General features: G+C 72.0%; 12 protein-coding genes. 4 read left to right on the top strand and 8 right to left on the bottom strand.

The window, feature by feature from the left end; genetic code table 11:
- On the bottom strand, window positions 1-855 hold an 855-nt coding region (locus tag AB0H87_RS30660; protein WP_360153337.1), incomplete at its 3' end, for a serine/threonine-protein kinase.
- 77 nt (window positions 856-932) lie between these two features.
- On the opposite strand from AB0H87_RS30660, the gene AB0H87_RS30655 reads away from it, so the two are divergent.
- Both AB0H87_RS30655 and AB0H87_RS30650 read left to right on the top strand, forming a co-directional pair.
- Complete coding sequence (locus AB0H87_RS30655) at window positions 933-2,381, top strand: glycosyltransferase family 39 protein (RefSeq protein ID WP_360153334.1); 1,449 nt, start codon at window positions 933-935, stop codon at window positions 2,379-2,381.
- Window positions 2,382-2,435: 54 nt separating this feature from the next.
- Window positions 2,436-2,939 (top strand): cupin domain-containing protein, encoded by a 504-nt coding sequence (locus AB0H87_RS30650; protein WP_360153331.1) that lies wholly within the window; start codon window positions 2,436-2,438, stop codon window positions 2,937-2,939.
- Here AB0H87_RS30650 and AB0H87_RS30645 read toward each other — a convergent pair.
- Window positions 2,898-3,311 carry a hypothetical protein gene (locus AB0H87_RS30645; RefSeq protein ID WP_360153328.1) on the bottom strand — a complete coding sequence of 138 codons (414 nt, stop codon included), beginning with the start codon at window positions 3,309-3,311 and terminating at the stop codon, window positions 2,898-2,900. The genes AB0H87_RS30650 and AB0H87_RS30645 overlap by 42 nt on opposite strands.
- Window positions 3,312-3,391: 80 nt before the next feature.
- Between AB0H87_RS30645 and AB0H87_RS30640 the strand changes: the two genes are divergently transcribed.
- Window positions 3,392-4,132, top strand: a complete 741-nt coding sequence (locus tag AB0H87_RS30640; protein WP_360153326.1) for a phosphodiesterase — start codon at window positions 3,392-3,394, stop codon at window positions 4,130-4,132.
- Window positions 4,133-4,173: 41 nt separating this feature from the next.
- Here the strand turns inward: AB0H87_RS30640 and AB0H87_RS30635 are convergent, their stop codons facing one another.
- Genes AB0H87_RS30635 through AB0H87_RS30610 form a run of 6 tightly spaced genes read right to left on the bottom strand, consistent with a single transcriptional unit; the run spans window position 4,174 to window position 9,709 of the window.
- The gene (locus AB0H87_RS30635) at window positions 4,174-4,917 is read right to left on the bottom strand and encodes an ABC transporter ATP-binding protein (RefSeq protein ID WP_360153323.1); all 744 of its coding nucleotides are present in this window, start codon (window positions 4,915-4,917) and stop codon (window positions 4,174-4,176) included.
- The gene (locus AB0H87_RS30630) at window positions 4,914-5,714 is read right to left on the bottom strand and encodes an ABC transporter ATP-binding protein (RefSeq protein WP_360153320.1); all 801 of its coding nucleotides are present in this window, start codon (window positions 5,712-5,714) and stop codon (window positions 4,914-4,916) included. Before AB0H87_RS30630 ends, AB0H87_RS30635 begins: the two co-directional genes overlap by 4 nt.
- Window positions 5,711-6,523 (bottom strand): ABC transporter permease, encoded by an 813-nt coding sequence (locus tag AB0H87_RS30625; protein WP_360153317.1) that lies wholly within the window; start codon window positions 6,521-6,523, stop codon window positions 5,711-5,713. Before AB0H87_RS30625 ends, AB0H87_RS30630 begins: the two co-directional genes overlap by 4 nt.
- Complete coding sequence (locus AB0H87_RS30620; RefSeq protein WP_360153314.1) at window positions 6,523-7,473, bottom strand: ABC transporter permease; 951 nt, start codon at window positions 7,471-7,473, stop codon at window positions 6,523-6,525. Before AB0H87_RS30620 ends, AB0H87_RS30625 begins: the two co-directional genes overlap by 1 nt.
- Entirely contained in the window at window positions 7,470-8,978 is a 1,509-nt protein-coding gene (locus AB0H87_RS30615) for an ABC transporter substrate-binding protein (protein WP_360153310.1), read from the bottom strand. Before AB0H87_RS30615 ends, AB0H87_RS30620 begins: the two co-directional genes overlap by 4 nt.
- Window positions 8,979-9,016: 38 nt before the next feature.
- Complete coding sequence (locus AB0H87_RS30610) at window positions 9,017-9,709, bottom strand: DUF1684 domain-containing protein (RefSeq protein ID WP_360153307.1); 693 nt, start codon at window positions 9,707-9,709, stop codon at window positions 9,017-9,019.
- A gap of 120 nt (window positions 9,710-9,829) precedes the next feature.
- On the opposite strand from AB0H87_RS30610, the gene AB0H87_RS30605 reads away from it, so the two are divergent.
- On the top strand, window positions 9,830-10,783 hold the full coding sequence (locus AB0H87_RS30605) for a helix-turn-helix domain-containing protein (protein WP_360153304.1): 954 nt from the start codon (window positions 9,830-9,832) through the stop codon (window positions 10,781-10,783).
- Window positions 10,784-10,824: the final 41 nt, after the last annotated feature.

Below are 10,824 nucleotides of genomic sequence, written 5' to 3'. Positions count from 1 at the left end.
GCCCGTGCGCCATCGCCCCCGGGCCCGCCGCGGCGGGGCCGCCTCCACCCCGTCGGCCACCGCTTCCAGCAGCCGGCGGGTCTCGTCGGCCGTGGCCCGCCGGGCCGGCTCGCGTTCCAGGAGCCGGAGGATGGCCGGTGCGAGCGTCCCGGCCCGGCGCATCGGGTCGGGTGGCAGGACGGCCAGCGCGGTCAGCGTAGCGACCACTGTGGAGCGGTGGAACGGGCCGGTGCCCTCGACGAGTGCGTAGAGGGTCGCGCCCAGGGACCACAGGTCGGACTCCACGGTGGAGACACCCCGCCGCGCGCTCTCCGGTGCCACGAAGTCGGGTGAGCCCAGCACCTGGTCCGGCACGGTCACGCCGCCCTCGGCCGCGACGGCCAGACCGAAGTCCGTCAGGACCACCCGGCCGTCGTCGGCCAGCAGGATGTTCTGTGGTTTCACGTCCCGGTGGATCACGCCCGCGCCGTGGGCGGCGGCCAGGGCGGCGAGGATCTCCAGACCCAGGCGGGCCGTCTCGGCCGGGGTGAACGGGCCGCGGTCCGCGACGATGTCGTGCAGGGACTTCCCCGGTACGTACTCCATGACGATCCATGGTCTGTCCGTGCGGATGACGTCCAGGATCGCGACCACATTGGGGTGTCGCAGCCGGGACGCGGCCTGCGCCTCGCGCAACGTGGCACGCCAGCGGTCGTCGGCCGTGGCGGTCGGCAGCCAGGCCGGTGACAGGATCTCCTTGACCGCGACCGGCCGCCCGAGGATCCGGTCGTGGCCGCGCCAGACGCGCCCCATGCCCCCGGTGCCGATGACATGGTCGAGGACATAACGGTCAGCGAGTACGGTTACGGCGCTCACACCTGTTGTTCGGCGCCGTCACCCTGGTGGATTGGTCGGGGCACCGCCGGGCCCGCCGGACCGCTAGCGTCGTGCCCGTGTACGAAGCGGGGGAGAGCCGGCCGCCGGTCGCATGGGGGCCGGTCGGCGGCGTCGCGGTGCTGCTGGGCGTGCTGGTCGCGGCCACGAGCAACGGCTACGGATACCACCGGGACGAGCTCTACTTCCGGCTCCTCGGCGAGCACCCGGCGTGGGGTTACGTCGACCAGCCGCCGCTGACGCCGCTGCTCGCCCGGCTGATGACCGAGATGTTCGGCGACCACCTCTGGGCGCTGCGGATCCCGGGCTCGCTGGCGATCGTGGCCACCGCGCTCCTGACCGCGCTGCTCGCCCGCGAGGTCGGCGGCCGCACCGGCGCCCAACTGCTCGCGGCGGTCGGCGCGGCCGGCACGTTCCCGCTGGTCTTCGGTCACGTCCTGCTGACGGCGACGGTCGACCTGGTGGTCGTGGCGGCGGTCCTGCTGTTCGTGGTCCGGGCGCTGCGTGGCGACCCGCGCTGGTGGCCGGCGGCCGGGCTGGGTGTCGGCGTCGGCCTCTACAACAAGCACCTCGTGCTGCTGACGCTGATCGCGATCGGCCTGTCGCTGCTCGCGGTGGGCCCTCGCCGGGTGCTGGCCTCGCGGTGGCTCTGGGCGGGCGTCGCGGTGGCCCTCGTCGTCGGCGCGCCGAACATCGTGTACCAGGTGACCCACGACTGGCCGCAGCTGAAGATGGCGGAGGCGATCCGCGACGACAAGGGCGGCGAGTCGCGGGCGCTGTTCGCGCCGCTGCAGCTGGCGGCGATCGGCGTGTTCTTCGTGCCCGTCTGGATCGCCGGCCTGGTGCGGCTGTGGCGCATGCCGGCCCTGCGCGCCCTGGCCGTCGCGTACCCGGTGCTCGGCGTGCTGGTGCTGGTGACCGGTGGCCAGCCCTACTACACGCTGGGCCTGGTGCTGGCGCTGTTCGCGGCGGGGTGCCCGGTGGCCGTGCGCTGGCCGCGGCCCCTGGTCGGCGCGGGCGTCGCCGCCAACGTGGCGGTCTCGGCGGTGTTCGCGTTGCCGCTGCTGCCCGTCTCGGCGCTGGCGAAGACGCCGATCGCGGACATCAACCAGGGCACGAGCGACCAGATCGGCTGGCCGACGTACGTCGCGCAGATCACCTCCGTGTACGGCGCCCTCCCGCCGGCCGACCGCGAGCACACGGTGATCCTGACCGCGAACTACGGCGAGGCGGGCGCGCTGGACCGCTACGGTGTCGACCTGCCGGCCGTCTACAGCGGACACAACGAGCTGTGGTTCCGCGGCCGCCCGCCGGACGACGCGACGATCGTGCTCGCGGTCGGGTTCGGCGACCCGCTGGGTGCGCTGTTCGGCTCGTGCCAGGTCGCCCGGGACCTCGACAACGGCGTCGACATCCCGAACGAGGAACAGGACAACGACGTGCGCGTCTGCCGCGACCCGGTCAGCTCGTGGGCGACGCTCTGGCCGCGCCTGCAACATTATTCGTGAGGACGCTGCCCCAGGGTGCGCGGTGTTGCAGGATCGTGGTGAGGAGGTCCACTGATGCCATCCGAACCGCCACCGCTGACGGTGGTCCAGCCCGGTGCCGGCCAGACCGGCGAGCTCGGCTCGATCGGGGTGCAGTTCAAGCTGTGGGGCGAGGACACCCACGGATCGGTCTCGGTCGTCGAGCACCCGTTCCCGGTCGGCGCGCTGGTGCCACCGCACCTGCACACCCGGGAGGACGAGTACTCGATCGTCACCGAGGGCGAGATCGGCTTCCGGTCGGGTGACCGCGAGGTCGTGCTGGGCCCGGGCGGCTACATCACCAAGCCGCGCGGCGAGTTCCACGCGATGTGGAACGCCGGCAGCACACCGGCCCGGATGATCGAGATCATCAGCCCGGCCGGGTTCGAGCACTTCTTCCGCGAGGTCACGGAACGCGTCGCGGCGGGCGCGGTCGACCCGGCGGAGGGCGCGGCGCTGGCGGAACGCTACGGGCTGCAGTTCGGGCAACCCGACTGGTTACCGTCGATCATCGAGCGGTACGGCCTGACGCCGCTCTGAGGCGGGGGTCACGACGTCGGAGATGGCGTACAGCTTCCACCCGTCGGCGGTGAGCCGGAAGGCGTAGAAGGCGGACACGGTCTCGATCAGCGAGCCGTCCGCGCGCACCCGCTCGCCGCTGTGGAGGACGAGGTGCGCCTTCGTCGGGGAAACGACGACGACCTCGAACCGCGAGTTGACGGTGGTGTGCCAACCCTTCCGCCGTCTCAGGTCGACCGGGTCGATGGGGAAACTGTCACACATCCGGACCTCGGTCTCCGCGATGTGCGCCAAGGGGTAGGCGACCACGGCGTCGATGCCGGCCCGGTCGCCCGCGACAAATGCCTCGAGGTAGCGCTCGTATGCGGCCCGGACAGCCGCGGCGTCGGTCATCACCCCACGCTAGGCGCACCGGGCCACGGGCGGTTGATTGGTTCTACCCTGGTCCGGGCGCCCGTCGTACGTTGGGGCGCATGATCATTGCGCACCTCAGCGACATCCACGTCGACGACGGGTCACGCAGCCGGCAGCGGGTCGACCGGGTGGTCCGGGAGCTGGCGGGGCTGCGCACGCCGCCCGACGTGGTGCTGGTGACCGGCGACCTCGCCGACCACGGTGCGGAGGGGGAGTACACGCTGGTCCGTGCACTGTTGACCCTCCCGGCGCCGGTCCTGCTCTGCCCGGGCAACCACGACGCGCGGACGGCGTACCGGAAGGTGCTGCTCGACGAGCCGCCGAGCGACGCGCCGATCAACGCGGCCCACCGCATCGGCGGGGCGCTGTTCGCGATGTGCGACTCCAGCATCCCGGGCCGGGACGACGGCCTGCTCGCGCCCGAGACGCTCGACTGGCTCGACGCGGAACTGACGGCCGCGGCCGACCTGCCGGCGTTCGTCTGCTTCCACCACCCGCCGGTGGAGCTGGGCATCCCGTACGTGGACGGGATCCGCCAGTTCGCCACGGACCGGCTGGCGGAGGTGGTCGCCGCCCACCCGAACGTGGTGGCGCTGCTCTGCGGCCACGCCCACACGCCGGCCGCGACGACGTTCGCGGGCCGCCCCCTCCTGGTCGCACCGGGCGTGGTGTCGACGCTGCGGCTCCCGTTCGAGCCGGCGGAGAAGCCGATCGACGAGGAACTCCCACCGATGCTGGCCTACCACGTCCTCGACGAGCACCGCCGCCTCACCACGCACTACCGGGTCGTCCCATCCTAGGACGCCGTAGGCGGTGTGTGCCGGTCCCACGGAACAAGGCGCTACCGAGGTAGGCGGGGGATGCTCGCGATCAGCCGTTGCGTGTAAGGGTTTCGCGGGCTGCCCAGCACCTCGCTCGTCGGACCCTCTTCGACCACCCGCCCGCGTTCGAGGACGACCGTGTCGTCGCAGAGGCTGGCCACCGCGGCCAGGTCGTGGGAGACCATCACCAGCGTCAGGCCGCGGGTCGCGCGGAGCTCCGCCAGCAGGTCGATGATGCGGACCTTCGTCGTCACGTCCAAGGCGCTCACCGGCTCGTCCGCCAGCAGCACCGTCGGCTCCACCGCGATCGCCCGGGCGATCGCGATCCGCTGGCGCTGGCCGCCCGAGAACTCGTGCGGGTAGCGGTCCGCCGTGTCCGTCGGCAGGCCGACCGCCGACAACGCCTGGGCCACCCGCGGCGCGTGGTCCGGGAAACCCAGTGCCCGCAATGGCTCCGCCACGATCCGGGCGACCTTCTGTCGCGGGTCCAGCGACGAGTACGGGTCCTGGAACACCGTCTGCACCTGCCGCCGGAACTCGCGGGCCGCCCGGTGGCCGGTCGGCAGCGGCCGGCCCGAGAACAGCACCGCACCGCTGGTCGGGCGGCGCAGGCCGAGCAGCAACCGCAACAGCGTGGTCTTGCCCGCCGCCGACTCGCCGACCAGCGCGACGCTCCGCCCGGGCGTCACCCCGAACGAGACGTCCGTCAGGACGGGATTGCCGTCCCCGTACCGGAAGCCGACGTTCCGCGCCTCGATGATCACGCCGCACCTCCGACGTCACGCGACAGGTCGAGAGCCGCGTCCAGGCGGCGGGCGCTGGCCACCAGGGAGCGGGTGTAGTCGTCGGCCGGGTCGGCCAACACCTCGTGCAGCGGCCCACTGCTGACCGCCCGCCCCGCCGACAGCACCACCACCTCGTCCGTGACCTGCCCGACCACCGCCAGGTCGTGGCTCACGAACAGCAGCGCCATGTCGTGGGCCGCCACCAGGCGGTCCAGCAGAGCCAGCACGTCCGCCTGGACCGTGACGTCCAGCGCCGTCGTCGGCTCGTCGGCGATCAGCAGCGCGGGGCGGCACGCCAGCGCCATCGCGATCGCCGCGCGTTGGCGTTGACCACCGGAGATCTCATGGGGGTACGCCTGGGCGACCCGCGCCGGCAGCGCCACCTCGTCCAGCGACGCGGCCACCGCCGCACGCAGGGCCGCGCCGCGCAGGCCCTGGTGGCGCCGGAGTGGCTCGGCCACCTGGCGGCCGATCCGCATCAGCGGGTCCAGCGCCGTCGACGGTTCCTGGAAGACAACCGCCGCCACGCGGCCGCGTACACCGTCGAGGTTCCGGGCTCCGATGACCTGGGTCCCGTCCAGCAGCACCGAGCCCGACGCGCGCAGCGCCGGCGGCAGCAGGCCCGTGACGGCCAGCGTGGTCAACGACTTGCCCGAGCCGGACTCGCCGATCAGGCCCAACCGGCGACCCGGCGGGAGCGAGAACGACAGTCCGTTCACCAGGGCCCGGCCATCGGCGGTCCACACGGACAACTCGGATACGGACAGCAGGCTCATCGGTGCCCCCGGCGGGTCGGGTCGGCGACGTCGCGCAGGCCGTCGGCGAGCAGGTTCACGCCGACCACCAGCACCACGAGCAGCACACCTGGAGCGACAGCGCCGACCGGCGCGGTCAGCACCGTCGACTGGGCCTCCTGCAGCAGCCGGCCCCACGACGCGTTCGGCGGCGGCGGGCCGAGACCGAGGTAGGACAGGCTCGCCTCGGCCAGCACCGCGAGGCCGAACTGGAGTGCCAGGTTGACCGCCAGCGTCGGCCAGATGTTGGGCAGCACGTGCGCGACGACGATGCGCGGCCAGCTCACGCCGGAGGTGCGGGCGGCGGTCACGTAGTCCATCGCCAGCACGCGCTTGGCCAGCACGCGGGTCAGGCGGGCGACGATCGCCGACATCGCCAGGCCGATCGCCACGATCGCCGACGCCAGCGAGGCGCCCCGGGCGGCGACCACCAGCATCGCCAGCAGCAGCGTCGGGAACGCGATCAGGATGTCGAGCAGCGCCGCGAGCGTGTCGTCGAGCCAACGGTTCGCGAACGCCGCGAGCAGCCCGGCGACGCCGCCCAGGACGGCGCCCAGCGCCACCGCGCCGACGCCGACCGCCACCGCGATCCGGGCGCCGATCATCAGGCGGGTGAGCAGGTCGCGGCCGAGCTTGTCGGTGCCGAGCAGGTGGTGCACGCCCGGACCCTCGAGCCGGCCGCCGGTGGTGTCCGCGGCCGGGAACGGCGTCCAGAACAGCGACACCAGCGCGACCGCCAGCACGAGGCCGACGAGCACGATGCCGGCCACGAGGAAGACCCGGCGGCGCATCAGACCCGCCCCCGCAGCCGCGGGTCGATCAGCCGCTGCGCGACGTCGGCGAGGAACCCGACGACCAGCACCGCGAGCGTGCTGACGAACAGGACGCCTTGGATGACGGGATAATCGTGCTGCGCGATGCCCCGCACGAGCATGCTGCCGAGGCCCGGCAGGGCGAAGACGCTCTCGATGACGACCGCGCCGAGGAACGTGGTGGCCAACTCGATCCCGAGCACCGACACCACCGGCACGGCCGCGTTGCGCACGCCGTGCCGCCACATCGCGCCGACGAACGACGAGCCCAGGGCGCGCGCGGTGCGCAGGTGGTCACTGCCCAGCACGTCCAGCGTCGCCGACCGCACGTAGCGGATCAGCGACGCGGCCATCACGAGGGCGACGGTGACCACCGGCAGCGCCAGGGCCCGCACCGCCTCGCCCGGCGCGGCCCAGCCGTCAGGGGGAAAGCCCCCGGCCGGCAGGGCGCGCAACCGGAGCGCGAAGACCCAGATCAGCAACAGCCCGAGCCAGAAGGCGGGCACGGCGATGCCGAGCTGCGACACCACCCCGACCAGCGCCCCGTACCAGGTGTGCGAGCGGTGCGCGGCCAGGAACCCGACCGGCACCGCCACGACCACCGCCAGCACGAACGCCGACAGTGTCAGCGGCACGGTCACCGCCAGCCGGCTCACGATCTCCGGGCCGACCGGCAGCGAGCTGACGAACGACGTTCCGAAGTGGAGCGTGGCGAGCTGGGACAGCCAGTGCCCGAACTGCGCGGGCAGTGGCCGGTCCGTGCCGATCTGGTGGCGGGCGGCGGCGACCTGATCGGGCGTCGCGCCGACGGACAGCAGCGCGTTGGCCGGGTCGCCCGGCAACAGCCGCAGCAGCACGAACAGCACGATGCTGGCCAGGAAGAGCGTGCCGACCAGCAGCGCCGCCCGCCGCACCAGGTAGCGGGTCATCCCTTCTTGATGGCGTACGCGAAGAACTGCGAGTTGAGCCCGTTGACCGGGTAACCGGACAGCTTCGTCGACGCCACGACGATCTGCGGGTAGAGGTAGAGCCAGTCGCTGGCCGCGTCCTGCGCGATCTGCTCGTTGGCCTTCTTGAGCAGCGCGGTCTGGTCGGCTTCCGAACCAGCCTGCTCGGCCTGCTTGATCCAGGCGGTCACCTGCGGGTTGTCGTAGCCCCAGTAGAACGACGGGTCGCCGTACCAGACGACGTCACGGTCGTTGACGTGCTCCTGCAGCGTCGCCGTGAAGTCCTTGTTCTGGTAGACCTTCGTGTACCACTGGTCCGGCGTGATCACGTTGATGTTCACGGTGATGCCGACCTTGGCCAGCTCCGACTTGACGAACGCCGCGACGGTCGGGTGCGGGTCGTAGTTGGGCGTGTCCAGCGTGAACGAGAACCCACCGGCGTGACCCGCGTCGGCCAACAGCTTCTTGGCCTCGTCCACGTTGTACGCGTTGACACCGGTCAGATCCGTGTACCACGGGTCGGTCGGCGGCACCATCGACCCGATCAGCGAGCCGTGGTCACCCCAGATCGACTGCAGCAGCTTCTTGTCGTCGATCGCCGCGCTGACCGCCTTGCGCACCTTCACGTCGTCGAACGGCGCGACCCGGTCGTTGAACGCGAGCAGCAGCTTGGTGGTCGACTTGCCGTCGTTCACCTTGTACGCCGGGTTGTCGGTGAACTGGGTCAGCGCGTCCGGGTTCTGCTCGCTCGTCACGACGTCGACGGCGTTGGTCAGCAGCGCGTTGTCGAGCGCGCTGCCGTCGGTGAAGTAGTGGAACACGACTCCGCCGTTGGCGGCCGGCGTACCCCAGTAGGCAGGGTTCTTCGTCAGCGACAGCGAGGAGCCCCGCTTCCAACTGTCCAGCTTGTACGGACCGGTGCCGTCCTCCTTGGCCTGCAGGTTGCCGGCCTGGTCGTTGACGATCCACACGTAGCTGAGGTTGTAGACGAACGAGATCGACCGCGCGGCCAGCGTGACCGTGACCGTCTTCGGGTCCGGCGTGGCGATCTCCTTGATCTCCGGGAAGCTGCTCTTGCGGGCCGACTTGGAGTCGGGCGCGAGCACCTTCTCGATGCTGTACTTCACGTCGGCCGAGGTCAGCGCCTTGCCCGAGTGGAACTTCACGCCGTCGCGCAGCGTGAACGTGTAGGTCAGGCCGTCCGCGCTGACCGTGTGGCCGGTGGCCAGCAGCGGCTCGACCTTGCCGTCGTCGGTCAGCCGGAACAGTCCTTCGTAGACGTTCCCGTTGAACGCCTCGGTGACGCCCTGGCCGCCGCCGCCGGTGTTGTCGAGGTTCTGCGGTTCGTAGAGCGACCCGACCTGCACGACGGCGTTGGCATCAGCCGCCGCGGCGGGAGTGGCGGCGCCGCCGCCCGATCCGCAGGCGGCCAAGGCGATCGCGGTCGCGACAGTGGCGCCGAGCAGCGCGATTCGTTGCTTCTTCACGTGTTTGTCTCCGGCATTCAAAAGAAAAGAAAAGGGGCTCAGTGCACCTGGAAGCCGCCGCGGAAGACAGGCAGCTTCTCGCCGGCGATCACCGGCCGGCGGAAGCGGTTCTGCCGCGGCGGCATGGGACAGTTGTACTGCCCGGAGAAACCGCACGGCGGCACGAAGGCCCGGTTGAAGTCGAGCACGACCCGGTCGGCGCCGGGCGCCCGCGGCACGATCAGGAACCGGCCCGCGTCGTACGTGGTGACGCCGTTGGTCTCGTCGCCGAAGACCAGCAGCAGCGTGCCGTCGTCGTCGAACGCGTCGAAGGCGTGGTCGACGCCGTCGAGGGAGAAGAGGATGTCGCCCGGCACGGCGAGGTCCCGGGTGAGGCCGTTGTCGCGCAGGTGCTCGAAGGCGACCAGCCGCGGCGGGTCCTGGGGCACGAACCGCGCCTCGACGACCCAGTCCGGGTCGAACGGGTAGACGTCGATGGTTTCGAAGTGCCGGTTGGCCGGGGAGTCGGCGTCGAACCGTCGCACACCGTGCTCGGTCCCGCCGGTCAGGAGGCTGTGCCGCGAGATCGGCACGCTGCCCGGGTGGTCCTCGACCCGGGCGCCCCAGATCGTCTCGACCAGGGCGAGGTTGCCGCCCGGCCCGGTGACCTTCGCGATCCGCTCGGCACGCCAGGCCGGCCAGCCGGCACGGGCATGGTCGACCGCCGCGGCGGGAGCGAGTGGCGTGGGCACGGGTTGGTCAGCTTTCAGCTCAGGGGGCACAACTCGCGTTAACCTACTGCCTTGGTGGGTTAATCCGTCGAGTGCTATTGATCACAGGGCAACCCGATGATCGTTCGTACAGTGGCCCGCATGGATGAGCTGCTCTCGGCCGGCGAGCGGGAGGCGTACCGGCTGCTGGTCCGGCTCGGTGAGGCGGACACCGCGGAGCTGGCGGCGGCGCTGCCGACCGGCGACGCGCCGGGGCTGCTGGCCTCGCTGCGCACGAAAGGCCTGGTCAGCGCCGGTCCGGTGGCCCGGCCGCTGGCTCCGGACGTGGCGCTCGGCGATGCGCTGCTGCGCCGCCAGGAGATGCTCGACGACGCCCGCCGGACCGTGGCGGCGCTGAGCGAGGACTACCGCCGGCACAGCCGGCGCCGGGACGCGGACCACCTCGTCGAGGTCATCGTCGGGCGCGACGCGCTGCGCGGCCGGCTGCGGGAGATGCAGGACGGCGCCCGTGAGGAGATCCTCTGGTTCTGCCGCGCCAACCCCCTCGCCATGGCGGGGCCGGAGAACACCGAGGAGGACTCGGCGCTGGCCCGCGGGGTGCGCTACCGGGCCGTCTACGAGCGCGAGCTGCTCGAGAAGCCGGGGGAGCTGCCCAGCATCCTGGCGTCGATGGCGGCCGGCGAGCAGGCGCGCACGCTGCCGTCGCTTCCGGTGCGGTTGGCGATCGCCGACCGGACGCTGGCGATCTGCCCGCTCGTGCCGGACGAGGCGCGGGACCTGGGCGAGCCGACGGCGGCGCTGATCCGGTCCAGCGAGCTGCTCGACGCGCTCGTCGCGCTCTTCGAGAGCTTTTGGGAACGGGCGACCCCGCTGCGCGCCGACGGGTCCGCGGCCGACGAGCTCAGCGAGGCCGAGGTGCTGCTGCTCTCGCTGGTCGTCTCGGGTTTGCCCGACAAGTCGATCGCGACGCACCTGGGCGTGAGCAAGCGAACCGTGCAACGCCGGCTCGACCGGCTGATGGGCCTGGCCGGCGTCGACACCCGCACGGGCCTGGCGTTCCAGGCGGCCCGCCGGGGCTGGCTGACCGGGAGCTAGACCGACCGCGGTGCTGAGGCCGCCGGGGCTGGGTCGCAGCC

It is taken from the genome of Asanoa sp. NPDC050611, from assembly GCF_040654855.1.
Lineage (GTDB): Bacteria > Actinomycetota > Actinomycetes > Mycobacteriales > Micromonosporaceae > Asanoa.
This window is presented reverse-complemented; position numbering and strand designations above follow the sequence as displayed.

What these genes read in the sequence shown, in the direction of transcription:
- AB0H87_RS30605 (WP_360153304.1), top strand. Translation starts at nt 9,830, where the DNA reads ATGGATGAGCTGCTCTCGGCCGGCGAGCGGGAGGCGTACCGGCTGCTG.
- AB0H87_RS30620 (WP_360153314.1), bottom strand. Translation starts at nt 7,473, where the DNA reads ATGACCCGCTACCTGGTGCGGCGGGCGGCGCTGCTGGTCGGCACGCTC.
- AB0H87_RS30640 (WP_360153326.1), top strand. Translation starts at nt 3,392, where the DNA reads ATGATCATTGCGCACCTCAGCGACATCCACGTCGACGACGGGTCACGC.
- AB0H87_RS30625 (WP_360153317.1), bottom strand. Translation starts at nt 6,523, where the DNA reads ATGCGCCGCCGGGTCTTCCTCGTGGCCGGCATCGTGCTCGTCGGCCTC.
- AB0H87_RS30645 (WP_360153328.1), bottom strand. Translation starts at nt 3,311, where the DNA reads ATGACCGACGCCGCGGCTGTCCGGGCCGCATACGAGCGCTACCTCGAG.
- AB0H87_RS30630 (WP_360153320.1), bottom strand. Translation starts at nt 5,714, where the DNA reads ATGAGCCTGCTGTCCGTATCCGAGTTGTCCGTGTGGACCGCCGATGGC.
- AB0H87_RS30650 (WP_360153331.1), top strand. Translation starts at nt 2,436, where the DNA reads ATGCCATCCGAACCGCCACCGCTGACGGTGGTCCAGCCCGGTGCCGGC.